Origin of the sequence: Pseudomonas sp. 21615526, assembly GCF_013386245.1 — a bacterium.
Lineage (GTDB): Bacteria > Pseudomonadota > Gammaproteobacteria > Pseudomonadales > Pseudomonadaceae > Aquipseudomonas.
The window spans coordinates 30,865-47,423 of sequence record NZ_JACAOM010000098.1 but is presented as its reverse complement, the minus strand read 5'-3'; the positions used below and the strand labels follow the sequence as shown (position 1 = coordinate 47,423).

Here is a 16,559-nt window from a genome sequence, read left to right as displayed (position 1 = left end):
GCCCAACACATTGGCGTATCCTTACCCCTCCACCCCAAGGCCCGATCAAAAAATGCTGGTGATATCCAACAACGTGCACCTCCCCGACGCCGAGATCGAACTGACAGCCATCCGCGCCCAGGGCGCTGGCGGTCAAAACGTCAACAAGGTCTCCAGCGCCGTGCACCTGCGTTTCGACATCCCGGCCTCGTCCCTGCCTGACTTCTACAAGGAACGCCTGCTGGCCCTGCGCGACACCCGCATCACCAGCGAAGGCGTACTGATCCTCAAGGCCCAGCAATACCGCACCCAGGAACAAAACCGCGCCGACGCCCTCGAGCGCCTGGTGGAACTGATCCTCAGCGCCACCAAGGTCGAAAAGAAACGCCGCCCCACCAAACCCACCCTGGGCTCAAAGAAGCGCCGCCTCGAATCCAAGACCAAACGCGGCAGCATCAAGGCCGGCCGCGGCAAGGTGGACTTCTAACTCGCCTGACGTTCTTCGCGGTACTTAGGCGCCTGCCGGTACAAATACAGGCTCAACAGCAACCCGCCAAACGCCGCGATCGCCGCAAACAGGAAGATCGAGGCAAACCCGAACCCCGCCGCAATCGCCCCGGCCAACGGCCCGGTGATCCCCAACGACAAATCGATAAACAGCGAATACGCCCCCACCGCCGCACCCCGGCTCGAGGCGGGCACCAGGTTGACCGCCTCCACACCCAAGGCCGGAAACACCAGGGAAAAGCCAAACCCGCTCAACGCCGCACCCGCCAACGCCAAATGAGGATCCGGCGCCAGCCACAGCAGCAGCAGCCCCAGCGTCTCCACCGACAAACAGGCAATCGCTACGCGAAACCCGCCAATGCGGTTGATCAAATTGCCGAACAACAACCGCGCCCCGATAAAGCTGGCACCGAACAGGCTCAGGCACAGCACCGCGTTATCCCAATGCTGGGTCGCGTAATACAAGGTGATGAAGGTGGCGATGGTGCCAAACCCGATCGAGCCCAGCGCCAGCCCGCAGCCGTGAGGCAACACGCGCCCCAGCACATGCATGAACGGCAGGCGCTCGCCCACCACGATCGGCGCGGCGACTTTCGGCCAGGCCAGCAGCAGGCCCAGCACCGCCAGCAGGATGATGCTGACGCCCATGCTCCACAACCCGAAATGACTGACCAGCAACACCCCCAGCGGTGCGCCGATGGCCAGGGCGCCGTAGCTGGCGATGCCGTTCCAGGAGATGACCTTGGCGGTATTCGCCGCGCCCACCCGGCCAATGCCCCAGCCGATGGAACCCGAGCCCACCAGGCTTTCAGCGCTGCCCAGCACCAGGCGGCCAATCAGCAGGCTGGTGAGGCTCAGCGCCGGCAGGTGTGACAGCCACGCCGAGAGCAACATGAACACGCCGCTCAACCCGCAACCGGCCAGGCCGTACATGACGGCGCGCTTGCTGCCGCGATTATCGATGATGCGTCCGGCATAGGGCCGGCTCAGCAGAGTGGCCAGGTATTGCACGCTGATCACAAGGCCCGCGATCACGGCGCCAAAGCCCAGGTCGCTGTGCACATAGCCAGGCAACACGGCCAGGGGAATGCCGATATTCAGGTAGCCGATGAAGGTGAACAAAACGATGGAAACGACTTGCAGCGTGACCGCCATGGGGCGCTGGGTATCTGGCATGGGGAGAGGTCCACTGTCGCAGCAGGAAAAGATAGGCTGCTTATGATACCGATGCTGGGCGCGTGCGGGGGCAGCAAAGCAAACTTTTAGCGATCGGCGGGGTTGAGCAGTTGCGTGGTTACCAACGCGGCGAGGGCGTTTTCCTGGGTGCCGAAGCGCTTGAGCAGGAGGGCCTGTTTTTCCGGAGTGAGGCGGTTCCATACGTCGACCATGTGCAAGGCAGTGTCGAGCAGGGCGGTATCGGGGGTGGTGTCGGTCATGGCGGGGCTCACGGTGTTCAGGCGGTGTGGAAAGCGCGCAATGTCACGCTTTCCACACGGTCTGGGTACGGCTCTCAGTCTTCGCTCTTGCGGTCGACCGGTTTTGCCTCTTTGGGCTCGGGCTTGGTGGCACCGGCCTGTTGCGGGGTTGGCTGCTCAGTTTCGTGCAGGCTTGGGAAGGGGAGATTAGGGATTTCGTGCATCGTCGTCGCTCCTCGCAAGATCTGTTTTATCAATCGCAGGTGATTCCGCGCGTTCAAAAAGCCTGTGCAGGATACAGCACTGTAAATGACAGAAAGATTTTATCTCAGAAAATGAACGCGTCTTCATCCCGCCGCGCAAGTGACGTGGCGCCACAGGGGTGTCGATTGTCATCGTACAACATCACCCTTAACGGATTGACATCGTGCTGCGGACTGAATATAACGCTAACAGTTGTATGACGACATATGACGTTACAGTTTTATAGCGCCCGTAATACGGATGCGCTCGGTCGCAGAACGTACGCCTCAAATCTAAAAATAATTAAGGTGAAGCGATGAAAATCAAAGGCATCCGTTGGTGGATGGTCGGGCTGATGACGGTCGGCCTGATTATTAACTACCTGGCCCGCAACACGCTCTCAGTCGCAGCCCCCACGCTGATGACCGACCTGAGCATCTCCACTGAGCAGTATTCCCACATCGTTGTTGCCTGGCAGGTGTGCTACGCCTTGATGCAGCCGATCGCCGGTTATGTGATCGATGCGATCGGTACCAAGATGGGCTTTGCCATCTTCGCCATCTCCTGGTCGGTAGTCTGTGCCCTGGCGGCATTCGCCACCGGTTGGCAGAGCCTGGCAGTGGCCCGTGGCGCACTGGGGCTGACGGAGTCGGCGGGCTTCCCCGGCGGCGTCAAGGCGATTACCGAGTGGTTCCCGGCCAAGGAGCGCTCCGTCGCCATCGGCTGGTTCAACTTTGGTTCGTCGTTTGGTGCGTTGTTGGCGCCGCCACTGGTGGTCTGGGCGATTTTGCACAGCGGCTGGCAGTTGGCATTCCTGATCGTTGGCGGCATCGGCCTGGTGTGGAGCGGGCTGTGGCTGCTGCTGTACAAGCACCCGCGTGACCAGCGCCTGCTGGCCCAGGCCGAGCGTGAGTACATCGAGGCCGGCCAGGAAACCCACCTCAAGGAAGGCGTGCAGAAGAAAGCCAGCTGGAAGCGCATCCTCAAGAGCCGCAACTTTTTCGCCATCGCCTCGGCGCGGATGCTCTCGGAGCCGGCCTGGCAGACGTTCAATGCCTGGATTCCGTTGTACCTGATGACCGAGCGGCACATGAACATCAAGGAAATGGCGCTGTTCGCCTGGCTGCCGTTCCTGGCCGCCGACATTGGCTGTGTGCTGGGTGGCTACCTGAGCCCGTTGTTCCACCGCTACTTCAAGGTCTCGCTGTTCACCTCGCGCAAGCTGGTGATGCTGTTCGGTTGCCTGTGCATGATCGGCCCGGCGTGCATCGGCCTGGTGGACAGTGCCTACACCGCGATTGCCCTGCTGTGTGTCGGCGGTTTCGCCCACCAGACCTTGTCGGGTGCACTGTTTTCCATCGCCTCGGACTCATTCGGCAAGAATGACGTGGCCACCGCCACCGGTGGCGGGCAGATGTGCGGGTTTATCGGGGCTGCGGCATTTACTGCGGTGTTCGGCGTGCTGGTGACCAAGGTCGGCTACAGCCCGCTGTTTGTGGTGCTGGCGATTTTCGACATCATTGCGGCCATCGTGATCCTGATGGTGGCCCGGGAGATCGTCAAAGATCCGGAGCCAGCCACCCAAACCGGTCACGGCGGCACATTGCTGCCGGTTTAACCCTGGCGTTCCATCGCCGCCTTGTAGAGCGAGTTCTTCGGCTGGGCAAACACCCGCGCCAGCATCGGCTCGAAGAAGCTCAGCGGCAGGGTGTCGTAGGCCGGGTCGAACGCCGCCGCGTCGTACTGCGCGCAGAACTCGATGGTTTGCCGGTACTGCGGGTGGTCGCCAAATTGCTCTCGCAGGTGGCGGTCCATCCCCAGGTGGTGGAAGAAGTAGTAGCCCTGGAAGATCCCGTGCTTCTCCACCATCCACAGATTCTCGGCGCTTACGAACGGCTTGAGAATCGCGGCGGCGATGTCCGGGTGGTTGTAGGAACCGAGGGTGTCGCCGATGTCGTGGAGCAGGGCGCACACCACGTACTCTTCATCCCGGCCATCGTGCCAGGCGCGGCTGGCGGTTTGCAGCGAGTGGGTCAGGCGGTCCACCGGGAAGCCGCCGAAGTCGCCCTCCAGCAGCCGTAGATGCGCCAGGATCCGGCTTGGCAATTGCCGGGCGTAAGCACTGAAATCCTTGGCGATGATCGCCCAGTCTTCCTGGGTACCATCCTGCATATGGGTGAAACGGGCCTGCTGGTTCATCAAAGCCTCTCTTATTGTTCTTCAAGCGTGGGGCTAGAACGGCACCTTGCCCAGAATCATGTCGCGGTACATCACGAAATCCCCCAACAGGCTGTACAGCGGATGCTGGAAGGTCGCCGGGCGATTCTTTTCAAAGAAGAAATGGCCGATCCAGGCAAAGCTGTAGCCGGCTACCGGCAGCGCCAGCAGCAGCCACCACGCACCTTTGCCGATCGCCAACGCGAGTATGAAGATAACGAGGCTGGTGCCGATAAAGTGCAGGCGACGGCACGTACTGTTGCCGTGTTCGCTCAGGTAATACGGGTAGAAATCGGCAAAGCTGTTGAATTTCCTGGCATTTTCCACAGTGGTCGGCCCTCTGGTTATTGTTCTGCCCGACAGATGTTCGGCGGGGAGCTTATTTGAGTCTAGAGTCATCAGTGGTAACAGCCAGTGACAATAGATGCCACTTTAGTATCCTTCGGATTCCTGGCTGTCGTTTCAGCCTTCCTTGTTAAGAAAACGCCATGAGCGAACGAACGACTTCTGCAAGCTGGGCGATGGGGATAGTCAAGGCGCTGGAAATGGACGGCCTGGATTGCCGTGCCTTGTTCAAGCAGCTTGGCCTGGATTACGCCGCGCTGAATGACCCGGATGCACGCTTCCCCCAGGACTCCATGACCCGGCTCTGGCAGCGCGCGGTCGAGCTGTCGGGCAACCCGGCGATTGGCTTGAACATGGGCAAGGTGGTGCGCCCGGCATCGTTTCATGTGGCCGGCTACGCCTTGATGTCCAGCAATACCCTGGCCGAAGGTTTTATGCGGCTGGTGCGTTACCAGCGAATCATTGCTGAAAGTGCCGACCTGAGTTTCCGCCTGTTGCCCGAAGGTTATGCGCTGATTCTGACGGTGCACGGCGACCACCTGCCGCCTACCCGGCAAAGTGCCGAAGCGTCCCTGGCCAGTGCCCTGGCGTTATGCGGCTGGCTGACCGGGCGCACGTTGCAACCGCGCAAGGTGCTGGTGCAGGGCGATCAGCCAGCGGACCTGGCGCCCTACAAACAAGCCTTCCATGCACCGCTGGTGTTCAACGCGCCCTATGACGCGCTGATCTTCGAGCGGGCCGATATGGAAGCGCCGTTGCCCACGGCGAACGAGGCGATGGCGTTGTTGCACGATCGTTTTGCCGGGGAGTACCTGGCGCGGTTTTCCGAGAGCCGGGTGACCCACAAGGCGCGGCAGGTGCTATGCCGATTGCTGCCCCAGGGCGAGCCCAAGCGTGAAGTGGTTGCGCAGACGTTGCACCTGTCCCAGCGCACCTTGCAGCGCCGCTTGCAGGAGGAGGGCACGAGTTTCCAGACCTTGCTCGACGACACCCGCCGCGAACTGGCCGAGCAATACCTGGCGCAGCCGAGCATGACCCTGCTGGAAATTGCCTACCTGTTGGGGTTTGCCGACCCGAGCAACTTCTTTCGTGCGTTCCGCCGCTGGTTCGATGCCACGCCCGGCGAGTACCGGGCGCGGTTGCATGAGCTGCCTGTCAGTGACGCCAAAACGCCGGAATGCACAGCACAAACACCGTAATGATCTCCAGCCGGCCCAGCAGCATGCCGAATGACAGGATCCACTTGGCCGCGTCCGGCAGGGTGGAGAAGTTACCGGCCGGGCCGATGGTTTCACCCAGGCCCGGGCCCACGCCGGACACGGTACTGGCGGCGCCGGTCAGCGCGGTCATCCAGTCCAGGCCCAGCAACGACAGGGCCAGGGCAATGGCGCAGATGGTGATGGCGAAGAAAAACGAGAAGGTCAGGATCGAACGCACGATTTCTTCATCGAGGCGATGGCCGTTGTACTTCTGCTTGATCACCGCCCGTGGGTGAATCAACTGGTTCAAGTTGGCCTTGAGCAGGATGTAGGCGACCTGGAAACGGAAGATCTTGATCCCGCCAGCCGTGGAGCCGGAGCAACCGCCCACAAAGCCCAGATAGAAGAACAGCATCAGCGAGAAATTGCCCCAGATGCTGTAGTCCCCCAGCGCAAAACCTGTGGTAGTGACTACCGAAGTGACGTTTACCGCCACGTGGCGCAGCGCCTCCAGCCAATGCAGATTGGTGGTCCACCAATACCAGGTGCCGAGCACCAGCCAGGTCACCACCAGCAAACCAAGCATGCCCTGCACCTGCTGATCCTTGATCAGTGCCCGGCGGTTGCCGCGCATCGTGGCCACATACAGGGTGAACGGCAGACTGCCGAGAATCATCACCACCACCGCCACCCAGTGCACGGCCGGCTGTTTCCAGTGGGCCAGGGATTCATCGGAGGTGGAGAACCCGCCGGTGGAAATCGCCGACATCGCATGGTTGATTGCGTCAAACAGGCCCATGCCGGCCCACCAGAACGCCAGGCTGCCGAGGATGGTGATGCCCACGTACGCCGCCACGATCAGGCGCGCCACCATGTGTGAGCGGGGCATGACCTTTTCCGAGCGGTCGGAGGATTCGGTCTGGAACAGACGCATGCCACCGATGCGCAGCAGCGGCAGGATCGCCACCGCCATGCCGATAAAGCCGATACCGCCGAGCCAGTGCAGCAGCGAGCGCCAGATGAGGATGCCCGGGGACATGGTGTCCAGGCCGCTGAGCACCGTGGAACCGGTGGCGGTGATGCCCGACATGCTTTCGAAGAACGAGTCGGTGTAGCTGATGTGTTGGGTCAGCAGGAACGGCAGTGCGGCGAAGATGCACACCACCAGCCAGCTGGAGACGGTCAGCAGGTACATGTCCCGCGGGCGCAGGTGCACGTGTTCCGGGCGGCCGGGGATGACCAGCGCCAGGCCCGCGATAAAGGTAATCAGGCTGGCCCAGAGGAACGACGGCAGGTCGCTGGTGCGTTCAAAAAACACCAGGGTCGCCATGGGGATGACCATGGCGATCGCCAGGGTGATCAGGAAGATGCCGATAATGAAACCGATTATCCGTAAGGTCGGCAACGCCATGAGGTCCGCTCGGGGTGACAGGAAAGGCGCCATTCTACCTGCGGTGCAGGGCAAGTAAACCGGGGGGGCGTTGGAGACGTGGCAGATCAAGTGTGGGAGCGGGCTTGCTCGCGAAAGCGGTGTATCAGTCAACGGATGCATTGGCTGACCCACCGCTTTCGCGAGCAAGCCCGCTCCCACAGGAGATTTGTGCTGGTTGATGGAGCTTGGAGGGCAGGCACAAAAAAGGCGACCCGAAGGTCGCCTCATTCAACGCGGCACTGATCAGAACTCGTGATCAGCGTTATCCGGGTTCAAGTCACTGATGCCCAGCTTGCCAGCAGCCTGTTCGATCGAACCGGTCTGCTTCACCAATGCGGCGATGGCGTCACGTACGATCTGGTTGCCTTTGTCGTTACCGGCAGCAATCAACTGGTCGTAGTGTTCGCCGTTGTTGGCGTGGTCCACCATCACCTGGATCTTCGCTTCGGTGGAGGCCAGGTCAGCCTTCAACGCTTCATCGGCCGCCGGGTCGGCCTTGGCCACCAGGGACGACAGGCTGGCGCCGGTCATCTTGGTACCGTCGGTGCGGGTGTACTCACCCAGGTAAACGTTACGAATACCCTTGGCGTCGTAGAAGTGCGAGTTGTGGGTGTTGTCGCTGAAGCAGTCCTGTTCGTCTTCCGGCGAGTTGGCTTCCAGGGAAACCTTCATGCGCTCACCGGCCAGCTCGCCCAGGGACAGGCTACCCATGCCGAACAGCATCTTGCGCAGGCCATCGGTCGCAGGTTCTGCTTCCAGCGTGGCGCGGTAGTTGTCTTCGACGTTGGGCTTCCAGTTGCCGACCATTTCTTCCAGGTCGCTGACCAACAGTTGAGTCACGGCGCGCAGGTAGGTGCGGCGGCGCTCGTTGTGGCCGCCAGTGGCGCCATCACCGGTCATGTAGTCCGACGCTGGACGGTTGCCGGCGCCCGGGCCGGTGCCGTTCAGGTCCTGGCCCCAGAGCAGGAATTCAATTGCGTGGTAGCCGGTGGCTACGTTGGCTTCGGAACCGCCCAGCTCATTCAGGCTGGCGAGTTTTTCCGGGGTGATGTCTTTTACATCGACCTTGTCTTCGCCGACCTGGATCTCGTTGTTGGCGATGATGTTGGCGGTGGCGCCAGGGTTGCCCAGGGCGTGTTCGTAGGTCTTGTCGACGTAGTCGATCAGGCCTTCGTCCAGGGGCCAGGCGTTCACCTGGCCTTCCCAGTCGTCAATGATGGTGTTGCCGAAGCGGAACACTTCACTCTGCAGGTACGGCACGCGCGAGGCGATCCAGGCGGTACGGGCCGCTTTCAGGGTGTCGTCGTTCGGGTTGGCAAGGAAAGTGTCGATCGCGGTTTGCAGGGTTTTCGCGGTGGACTCGGCATCGCTGTACACCGCGAACACCATGTCAGCGTAATGCGCGACCACAGCCTTGGCGGCGGCCTCGTCTACCTGGCCTGCCGGGGCAGCCGCCGGGGCGGTGGTGCTGGCGGCGGCCGGGGCTTGAGGCGCGGCGGCCTTGTCTTTGCCTTCACCGCAACCGGCGAGCGAAATGGCAATGGCGAGAAGGCTGGCGGTGGCCAGGGGCATACGAATCATGGCGAACATCCTGCTTCGGTTGTTGATGGGGCACGCGGGGGGCGCGCAAAACTGCGACATAATGCGAAAGATTTGCATTTTGTGTAAAGCGTTATAAGCAGGAAATATTTAGTATCGATTTGCCGGCCATCGGTGCGCGTGGCCCCGATGGCCGGCATCGCTTCAGAGGATGGCGGCGTTATTGCGCTGGGCCTGTTTCAAGTAGGCCACCAACTCCCGTGCCGGCAAGGGTTTGCTGTAGTGGTAGCCCTGACCCTCGTGGCAACCCTCGGAGATGATGTAGGCCTCCTGTTCGGCGGTCTCCACACCCTCGGCGATCACCTGCATGCCAAGGCTTTTGCCGAGCTGGATGATCGCCCGCACGATGGTCGCATCGTCGTCGTCATCCAGCAGGTCCTGGACGAAGCTCTTGTCGATCTTGATCTTGTCCAGCGGCAGGCTTTTCAGATAGCTCAGGGACGAATAGCCGGTGCCGAAGTCATCAATCGCAATCAGTGCCCCGGAGCGGCGCAGGCTCAGCAGGTGCTGGGCGGCGGTGCTGATGTCTTCCATCAGGCCGGTCTCGGTGACTTCCAGCTCCAGGCTACGCGGCGGCAAGCGGTAGATTTGCAGCAGGTTGTTGACCACCCGTGGCAGCTCGGCGTGGTGCAACTGTACGGTCGACAGGTTGACCGCCATGCGCAGCTCGGTGAAGCCCAGGTCATGCCATTCCCGCAGTTGCCGGCAGGCCTGGTCCAGTACCCATTCGCCGATGGCAATGATGGTGCCGTTCTGTTCGGCCAGGGGGATAAACAGGTCGGGCGGCACCAGGCCGTGCTCCGGGTGCTGCCAGCGGATCAACGCTTCGACACCCACCACACGGTGGTCGAGATAGCTGATCTGCGGCTGGTACACCAGGTGAAACTGCTCGCGGCTCAAGGCGTCGCGCAGATCCTTTTCCAGCTCGCGGCGGCGGCGCATTTCGCTGTCGACGCTGGCGATATAGAACTGGTAGCGGTTGCGCGAGCGGCTCTTGGCCAGGGTCATGGTCTGTTCGGCTTTTTGCAGCAGCTTCTCGGTGCTGTCGCCGTCTTCCGGGAACAGGGTGATGCCGATGGTGGCACGCAGGCGGATCTGTTCGTGATCGAGGGCGAATTCGGCTTCCAAGTCGTCGAGGATGCTTTGTGCCAATTCGGCGGCTTCGTAGGGCTGCTCGATATCGGCCTGCACCAGGGCGAACTGGTCGCCGCCGAGGCGGGCGAGGGCGCCGAGGCGGCCGCTGTGGGCGCGCAGGCGGTCGGCCAGGGCCAGCAGCAACTGGTCGCCGGCCTGGTAGGTGAACTGCTCGTTGACGCTTTTGAAGTCATCCAGCCCCACGCACAACACCGCGACCCGGCGTTGCCGGCGGCCGGCGTCGATCAGGATCTTGTCCAGTTGCTCCTGCAGTTTCTGGCGGTTCGGCAGGCCGGTCAGGAAGTCGTACTGGGCCATGCGCAGCAGGCTGTTTTCCGCCTCATGGCGCAAGTGCGTATTGCGCTCGATGGATTCGAGCAACTGGTTGGCGGTGTTGATCCAGAGCCCCAGCTCGTTTTTCTCGTGGCCCTTGAGCTGCGGGATCTTGTGCTCGCTGGGGCGGTCGGGGTTGATCGAACTCAGGTGCTCGATGATGCGCGACAGCGGCTTGGTCAGCAGCCAGTGATAGACCAGGTACAACACCAGCCCCATAGCCAGCGCCCGCAGCACCCCGGAGATGAAAATGATCACCGAACTGACGAGAAACCCTTTGCCATAGGTGGCGGTGTCGAGGGTGATGCTCAGGTCACCGTAGTACTCGCTGTAAGGCCCGCGCCCCACCAGCGGTGTGGTGAACGTGCGTTCCTGGCCCAGAATCAGGTCGGTCAGCCAGCGGCTCGGGGATTGTTGCAGGTCGCGGGTTTTTTCCGCGAGCATGGTTTCGTTGGGGTGGCCGATGGAGGCCATGCGCACGGCATCATCCTGGAACAGACCTTCGATGACCTGCATGCCCATCTCCCGGTCCAGGCTGTAGACGGCCTGGGTGGACGGGTCGCGAAACATGTCGAGGATGCGCTGGGCATCACCGGCCACGGCCTGGCGCGTCTTGTACGCATCAAAGACGATCTGCGCCGCGCTCAGTACCACGCCCACGGCCAATGCCGAAAGCAGTACCACCCGTAGCAACTTCACCGACAAGCTGTTTTTGAGTTCCAGCTTCAAAGGGTTATTCCTTGTTCCATGCGGGTAGCCTCAATATGCCATGAGTATTGGCAATCCCGTGAGGGCAGTCAAAGGGACATTGCGGCCAGGGCAGGTTTTGCAGTTTAGATGAGCGCGTCCGGGGGTAAGACGTTGGGAGGGGGAATGGAAAGGCAGGCCTGGCATGGAGTGAAGTCGGCGGATCGTACGTGCCGACTTCTTGTACTGTCTTTTCAGGACGAGCGCGGGTTTTTCAGGCCAGCAAAACAAACCGTCGAGCGTCAGCGCCCATCAGGTAAACGAAATTTTCGGCGGTTGTGGCTGGTCTTGCGCCTGAGGGTCGATTTGCCCCAAGGCCTGTCGAGCTATGTCCACGGTCTTATCAAGGATGCCCAAGCTTTTGTCCAGGACGTCCAGGCCCTTATCTGTCACGTTATCGAACACGTTAAGTGCTTGAGGGGCCATGCCGATCAAAGATGCTAGATCCATATCAAGTTCTCCTGCAGTCAATCAGAGGGACATTCCTCTTACATGCTGCGTGGCGAAATCCTTTTGATGAGTTCCAGCGTTTTCCTGGCATTTTTCCATTTGTAATCGCCCACAAAAAAGCCCGGCAATCGCCGGGCTCTTTCTACTGCAAGCGGTACTTAAGCGGTGAAGGTCTTGCCTTCGAACTGCTCAGCCACGAACTTCCAGTTGACCAGGTTCCAGAACGCTTCCACATACTTTGGACGCACGTTGCGGTAGTCGATGTAGTAAGCGTGTTCCCAGACGTCGCAGGTCAGCAGCGGGGTGTCGCCGCTGGTCAGCGGGTTGCCGGCGCCGATGGTGCTGGCCAGGGCCAGGGAACCGTCAGCCTTTTTCACCAGCCAGCCCCAACCGGAACCGAAGGTGCCGACCGAAGTCTTGGTGAACTCTTCCTTGAACTTGTCGAACGAACCGAAGGCAGCGTTGATCGCCTCAGCCAGTGCGCCGGTAGGTTGGCCGCCAGCGTTTGGCGCCAGGCAGTTCCAGTAGAAAGTGTGGTTCCAGACCTGAGCGGCGTTGTTGAAGATGCCGCCCGAAGAAGACTTGACGATTTCTTCCAGGGTCTTGCCTTCGAACTCGGTGCCAGGCACCAGGTTGTTCAGGTTCACGACATAGGTGTTGTGGTGCTTGTCGTGGTGGTATTCCAAGGTTTCCTTGGAAATGTGCGGCTGCAGGGCATCGTGTGCGTAGGGCAGCGGCGGCAATTCGAAAGCCATGATGATTCTCCTAATCAGGTCAGTTGCGGTGAGCGCAAGGCCGATCACGGGCGGCCAAACAAGCGCCGGGGAGTTTGTACTCTTTGCGGCGCAGGGGCTGGATCATAGCACCGGGGGTGCGGCAAAACCACGCAACAACTGTGTGGGATAGAGGTTCCAGAGCGTTTTGGAATATCTACGCTGCGCTGATTAATTGATAGGCCACGCTGAACATCATGGCGGCTACCAGCAGGTCTAGAATCCGCCAGGTGGCGGGGCGCGCCAGCCACGGTGCCAGCCATGCGGCGCCCAGGGCCAGGGTCATGAACCACAGGAATGAAGCGCTGGCGGCGCCGGCCACGTAGGCGCCCGGTTCGGTTTGCTGGGCGCCGAGGGAGCCGATCAACAAGACGGTGTCCAGGTACACGTGGGGGTTGAGCAACGTCACCGCCAGGGCGCTGAGCATCACCGCCTTCAACGAGCGTACCTTGAGGTTCTCGCCCTCGCCCAGGCTCTGCTTCGAGCAGGCCCGGCGCAGGGCGAGGGTACCGTACCAGAGCAGGAACGCCGCGCCACCCCAGCGGGCAATCGCCAGCAATACCGGGTTATGCGCCAGCACGGTGGCCAGGCCGAATACGCCGGCGGCCACCAGGATCGCGTCGCACACCACGCACAGTGCCGCCACCGGCAGGTGATGTTCGCGCCGCAGGCTCTGCGCCAGCACAAACGCGTTCTGGGTGCCGATCGCCATGATCAAACCAAAGGCCACCAACAGGCCGTTCATATAGCTTTGCCACATAGGATTTACTCCGCGCCCGCCGCCAATTGCCGCAACACCGTCATGGCGCGCTTGGCATCGGCGCGGCCGACAAACAGGTGATCGTGGTAGTAGCCGGCAATCACGTTGCAACTGATCCCGGCCTTGCCCAGGGCCGTGGCGAACGCGGCGGTCAGGCCGACCGCTTCCAGGGCCGAATGCACGTTGAGGGTGATCCACGCAGCCACATAGTCGAAGGCCAGTCCGGCGCGCTCGGCCTGCTGGCGCTCGACGATCAACGTCAGGCCTTCCTGCTCGCGGAAGCTGCCGATCACCTCGCAACCTTCGGGGATTCGGCTGTCGGCCAGGGTGCAGAACACGTAGTCGCCGTCATTGAGCTGTGGGCTCATGCTGCGCAGCAGGGTTGCCAGGGCGGTTTCGCCAGCCATGTGGAGGTCCTTGAATAAGAAGAAGCGATGCTGGCTATTCTCCCGTCCAAGGCTGTATAAGAAAAACCAATATTGCTGATCGCTCATTAGGAAAACTGATGTTCGACTATAAATTGCTTTCCGCCCTGGCGGCGGTGGTAGAACAGGCCGGCTTCGAGCGGGGCGCGCAGGTATTGGGAATTTCCCAATCGGCGATTTCCCAGCGCATCAAGCTGTTGGAGGCGCGAATCGGCCAGCCGGTGCTGGTACGTGCCACGCCGCCGACGCCCACCGAGATCGGCCGCCGCCTGCTCAACCACGTGCAACAGGTACGATTGCTGGAGCGCGACCTGCAAAGCCAGGTGCCCGCGCTGGATGAAGAGGGCATGCCCGAGCGCCTGCGCATCGCCTTGAATGCCGACAGCCTGGCCACGTGGTGGGCCGAGGCGGTGAGCGACTTCTGCGCCGAGCAGCATTTGCTGTTGGACCTGGTGGTAGAAGACCAGACCGTCGGCCTCAAGCGCATGCGCGCCGGCGAAGTAGCAGCCTGTATTTGCGCCAGCGAACGCCCGGTGGCCGGCGCCCGCAGCCTGTTGCTCGGCGCGATGCGGTATCGGGCGCTGGCCAGCCCGGCGTTTGTCGCTCGGCACTTTCCCGAGGGCGTGCGGGCCGATCAACTGGCCCGCACGCCGGCGCTGGTGTTCGGCCCGGATGATTTCCTGCAGCATCGCTACCTGGCGTCCCTGGGCGTCGACGGTGGTTTCGAACACCATCTATGCCCCTCGTCCGAAGGTTTTATTCGCCTGACGGAAGCCGGATTGGGCTGGGGCCTGGTTCCCGAACTGCAGGTGCGCGACCAGCTGGAAAAGGGCGTGTTGGTGGAGTTATTGCCAGATAAGCCGATCGATGTGCCGCTGTACTGGCATCATTGGCGCAGTGGTGGACAATTGCTGGGCCTGCTGACGGATCATCTGGCACACACAACGGGGCAATGGTTGGTGCCGTTGGCGTGATGGCCAGCGTCAAGGCAACAGCGATGAAAAACGAAAGAATGCGGAGTAAGTCATGAAAATTCTGGTCACCGGCGCAAGCGGCTTCATTGGCGGGCGCTTTGCGCGTTTCGCCCTGGAGCAGGGCCTGGACGTGCGGGTCAACGGGCGGCGGGCCGAAGGTGTGGAACACCTGGTACGGCGCGGCGCCGAGTTTATCCAGGGTGATTTGAATGATCCGGACCTGGTGCGCGAGCTGTGCCGCGACGTCGAGGCCGTGGTGCATTGCGCCGGGGCCGTGGGGCTGTGGGGGCGTTATCAGGACTTCCACCAGGGCAATGTGCTGGTTACCGAAAACGTGGTGGAGGCCTGCCTCAAGCAGCGGGTCGGGCGCCTGGTGCACCTGTCTTCGCCGTCGATCTACTTCGACGGCCGTGACCACCTGGGCTTGACCGAAGAACAAGTGCCCAAGCGTTTCAAGCATCCGTATGCAGCCACCAAATACCTGGCGGAGCAAAAGGTGTTTGGCGCCCAGGAGTTTGGCCTCGAAGTGCTGGCCCTGCGCCCGCGCTTTGTCACGGGGGCCGGCGACATGAGCATCTTCCCGCGCCTGTTGAAGATGCAGCGCAAGAACCGCCTGGCGATTGTCGGAGATGGCCTGAACAAGGTCGATTTCACCAGCGTGCACAACCTCAATGAAGCCCTGCTCAGCAGTTTGCTGGCGACGGGCTCGGCGTTGGGCAAGGTCTACAACATCAGCAACGGTGCCCCGGTGCCGGTGTGGGATGTGGTGAACTACGTGATGCGACAGATGGACATGCCTCAGGTCACCCGTTATCGGTCCTACGGCTTGTCTTACAGCGTTGCGGCGCTCAATGAAGCTTTCTGTGCCATGTGGCCAGGGCGCCCGGAACCGTCTTTGTCACGGCTGGGCATGCAGGTGATGAACAAAGATTTCACCCTCGACATCACCCGCGCACGGCATTATCTCGACTACCAGCCCAAGGTCAGCCTGTGGGCGGCCCTCGACGAGTTCTGCAGTTGGTGGAAGGCCCAGGACGTGGGACTTAAATAACCGGCAACACACCGGGAACCGAATTTGCGAACCCGGGTCGATCAGTGCGGCAGGTCGGGGGTTTATACTCCGACGCCTGGCTATCCATATGCCACCTCAAAGGATTTAAGGTTGATTCATGCGTAACGATGCTAACGACGATTTCGACAACGTTCCCAGCCTGCGGGCCGACACCTCGGACGACGATGATTTCGAGCCCACGCCGGCTACCTCCGTGCGCTCCCGGCCTGCGCCGGTTGTCAAGGTCAAGAGCGCCAGTACCGGGCCGCTGTGGGCATTGGTCGGTGCGCTGCTGTTCGCCTTCGCCGGCCTTGCCTGGTGGAGCTTCCAGCAGATTTCCCTGATGGGCCAGCAACTGGTGGCGACCCAGGAAAGCTTCGCGCGCATCAGCGAGGAAGCGGCGGGGCGCCTGCAGGATATTTCCGGCAAGGTGGTGGCCAGCGAAGCCAATGTGAATAATGGCAGCGAGGCCCTGAAACTGCAGATCAAGCAGCTGGAGACCCAGTTGCTGGAGCAGGGCAAGCAGCAGATGGGCGTGGCCGGCCAGGCAACGGACCTGGACAAGCGCCTGGAGCAGATGACCGCCAGCACGACCCAGCTGTCCAGTGCCAACGCGCAATTGCAGGGCCAGGTCCAGGCGCTGACGGAGGCGGTGGCTACCCTCAAGTCCCGGGACGCCGAGTTCAAGGACCTCTCCGCCGACGTCGCAGCCCTGAAAAAACAGGGCAACCCCACGGCCGCCATCGCCCGCCTGGAGCAGGACCTTGTGGTCCTCAAGAGCGAACTGGACAACCGCGCTGCGGCTTCCGACGGTCCGTCCACCAAGGAGTTCGACGTGTTTCGCATCCAGACCACGCGTAACGTCACTGCCTTGCAAAGCCAGGTGCAGAACCTGCAGCAGCAGATCAATCAGCCTGCCCGGATCACCCCTCTCGGGCAGCAGTGATGTGAGGGCCTGTAGGCGTCATTACACATG

The 16,559-nt window shown here is 61.5% G+C and carries 18 protein-coding genes; 6 read left to right on the top strand and 12 right to left on the bottom strand.

All coding sequences use genetic code 11. The annotated features are described in order from the left end of the window. Positions 1-52 precede the first annotated feature (52 nt). Positions 53-466, top strand: coding sequence for an alternative ribosome rescue aminoacyl-tRNA hydrolase ArfB (gene arfB, locus HX786_RS25065; RefSeq protein WP_003212972.1), 414 nt, complete (start codon positions 53-55; stop codon positions 464-466). Here arfB and HX786_RS25060 read toward each other — a convergent pair. The 3 genes from HX786_RS25060 to HX786_RS31995 form a co-directional block, all read right to left on the bottom strand. Further along, positions 463-1,662: an MFS transporter gene (locus HX786_RS25060; RefSeq protein ID WP_003212974.1), complete on the bottom strand. Its 1,200-nt coding sequence runs from the start codon at positions 1,660-1,662 to the stop codon at positions 463-465. The two genes, arfB and HX786_RS25060, sit on opposite strands and share 4 nt — an antisense overlap. An 86-nt stretch (positions 1,663-1,748) precedes the next feature. Then, positions 1,749-1,922: a hypothetical protein gene (locus tag HX786_RS25055; protein WP_008430977.1), complete on the bottom strand. Its 174-nt coding sequence runs from the start codon at positions 1,920-1,922 to the stop codon at positions 1,749-1,751. 74 nt (positions 1,923-1,996) lie between these two features. Further along, complete coding sequence (locus tag HX786_RS31995; protein ID WP_003212978.1) at positions 1,997-2,125, bottom strand: hypothetical protein; 129 nt, start codon at positions 2,123-2,125, stop codon at positions 1,997-1,999. Between the two features lie 362 nt (positions 2,126-2,487). On the opposite strand from HX786_RS31995, the gene HX786_RS25050 reads away from it, so the two are divergent. After that, positions 2,488-3,762, top strand: a complete 1,275-nt coding sequence (locus HX786_RS25050) for an MFS transporter (RefSeq protein ID WP_052024259.1) — start codon at positions 2,488-2,490, stop codon at positions 3,760-3,762. Here the strand turns inward: HX786_RS25050 and HX786_RS25045 are convergent. Both HX786_RS25045 and HX786_RS25040 read right to left on the bottom strand, forming a co-directional pair. After that, positions 3,759-4,343 (bottom strand): HD domain-containing protein, encoded by a 585-nt coding sequence (locus HX786_RS25045; protein WP_003212982.1) that lies wholly within the window; start codon positions 4,341-4,343, stop codon positions 3,759-3,761. The genes HX786_RS25050 and HX786_RS25045 overlap by 4 nt on opposite strands. A 33-nt stretch (positions 4,344-4,376) precedes the next feature. Next, positions 4,377-4,688, bottom strand: a complete 312-nt coding sequence (locus tag HX786_RS25040; protein WP_178912730.1) for a DUF962 domain-containing protein — start codon at positions 4,686-4,688, stop codon at positions 4,377-4,379. Between the two features lie 161 nt (positions 4,689-4,849). Between HX786_RS25040 and HX786_RS25035 the strand changes: the two genes are divergently transcribed. Then, positions 4,850-5,905: an AraC family transcriptional regulator gene (locus HX786_RS25035; RefSeq protein ID WP_003212986.1), complete on the top strand. Its 1,056-nt coding sequence runs from the start codon at positions 4,850-4,852 to the stop codon at positions 5,903-5,905. Here the strand turns inward: HX786_RS25035 and HX786_RS25030 are convergent. From HX786_RS25030 to HX786_RS25000, 7 genes are all read right to left on the bottom strand, one after another. Beyond that, a complete protein-coding gene (locus HX786_RS25030; protein ID WP_008430983.1) occupies positions 5,862-7,316 on the bottom strand; it encodes a TrkH family potassium uptake protein in 1,455 nt (484 codons plus the stop codon). The two genes, HX786_RS25035 and HX786_RS25030, sit on opposite strands and share 44 nt — an antisense overlap. Positions 7,317-7,580: 264 nt before the next feature. Continuing rightward, complete coding sequence (locus HX786_RS25025; RefSeq protein WP_003212990.1) at positions 7,581-8,918, bottom strand: imelysin family protein; 1,338 nt, start codon at positions 8,916-8,918, stop codon at positions 7,581-7,583. Between the two features lie 162 nt (positions 8,919-9,080). Beyond that, positions 9,081-11,132: a bifunctional diguanylate cyclase/phosphodiesterase gene (locus HX786_RS25020; protein WP_003212994.1), complete on the bottom strand. Its 2,052-nt coding sequence runs from the start codon at positions 11,130-11,132 to the stop codon at positions 9,081-9,083. A 270-nt stretch (positions 11,133-11,402) separates the two neighbouring features. Then, the gene (locus tag HX786_RS25015; RefSeq protein WP_003212995.1) at positions 11,403-11,600 is read right to left on the bottom strand and encodes a hypothetical protein; all 198 of its coding nucleotides are present in this window, start codon (positions 11,598-11,600) and stop codon (positions 11,403-11,405) included. Between the two features lie 158 nt (positions 11,601-11,758). Continuing rightward, the gene (locus HX786_RS25010; RefSeq protein WP_003212997.1) at positions 11,759-12,355 is read right to left on the bottom strand and encodes a superoxide dismutase; all 597 of its coding nucleotides are present in this window, start codon (positions 12,353-12,355) and stop codon (positions 11,759-11,761) included. 175 nt (positions 12,356-12,530) lie between these two features. Further along, on the bottom strand, positions 12,531-13,133 hold the full coding sequence (locus tag HX786_RS25005; RefSeq protein ID WP_003212999.1) for a LysE/ArgO family amino acid transporter: 603 nt from the start codon (positions 13,131-13,133) through the stop codon (positions 12,531-12,533). A gap of 5 nt (positions 13,134-13,138) precedes the next feature. Continuing rightward, on the bottom strand, positions 13,139-13,540 hold the full coding sequence (locus HX786_RS25000) for an ACT domain-containing protein (RefSeq protein ID WP_178912729.1): 402 nt from the start codon (positions 13,538-13,540) through the stop codon (positions 13,139-13,141). A 98-nt stretch (positions 13,541-13,638) separates the two neighbouring features. Here HX786_RS25000 and HX786_RS24995 point away from each other — a divergent pair, with 98 nt between their 5' ends. The 3 genes from HX786_RS24995 to HX786_RS24985 all read left to right on the top strand — a co-directional run bounded on the left by HX786_RS24995 (position 13,639) and on the right by HX786_RS24985 (position 16,529). Next, complete coding sequence (locus tag HX786_RS24995) at positions 13,639-14,532, top strand: LysR family transcriptional regulator ArgP (protein ID WP_003213001.1); 894 nt, start codon at positions 13,639-13,641, stop codon at positions 14,530-14,532. 52 nt (positions 14,533-14,584) lie between these two features. Further along, positions 14,585-15,583, top strand: a complete 999-nt coding sequence (locus HX786_RS24990) for an NAD(P)-dependent oxidoreductase (protein WP_003213003.1) — start codon at positions 14,585-14,587, stop codon at positions 15,581-15,583. Between the two features lie 118 nt (positions 15,584-15,701). After that, positions 15,702-16,529: a hypothetical protein gene (locus tag HX786_RS24985; protein ID WP_003213005.1), complete on the top strand. Its 828-nt coding sequence runs from the start codon at positions 15,702-15,704 to the stop codon at positions 16,527-16,529. The last annotated feature ends 30 nt before the right edge of the window (positions 16,530-16,559 follow it).